Origin of the sequence: Vibrio splendidus 12E03, from assembly GCF_000272105.2 — a bacterium.
GTDB classification, from domain to species: domain Bacteria; phylum Pseudomonadota; class Gammaproteobacteria; order Enterobacterales; family Vibrionaceae; genus Vibrio; species Vibrio splendidus_I.
The window spans coordinates 1-354 of record NZ_AJZD02000236.1 but is presented as its reverse complement, the minus strand read 5'-3'; the positions used below and the strand labels follow the sequence as shown (position 1 = coordinate 354).

The window sequence follows — 354 nt, the reverse complement described above, 5'->3', positions numbered from 1 at the left end:
TTGTTGTCGTGGCAAGAGAGTGCGGAAAATACTCACTGGTTAATGCCTGCAAAACGTAAACTACGCTATGAAGTGTTGGAGAAATATGCGGAAAACGACATGCTCATTTCAATGCCTATCTCTCCTCAAGCTCAACAGCAGAATCCGAATTTACCCGCACGTTGGGAAGCCAGATTGGTCCTATATCAAGAGCCAAAAGGTGAGATAAAAGGTTTTATTACTTCACTTACAGACCCTAGCAAATACTCACTAGAAAGCCTGCTGCGAGTCTATTGGCAACGCTGGGAGATTGAAGAGGGTTATGGTGAAATTAAACAGACTCAACTGCAAAGTCACGTCACTTTACGAAGTCGT

The 354-nt window shown here is 43.5% G+C and carries 1 protein-coding gene; it reads left to right on the top strand.

The window, feature by feature from the left end; all coding sequences use genetic code 11:
* Positions 1-354, top strand: a 354-nt coding sequence (locus tag A142_RS15560; RefSeq protein ID WP_019827086.1) for a transposase, incomplete at both ends; no start/stop codon positions are given.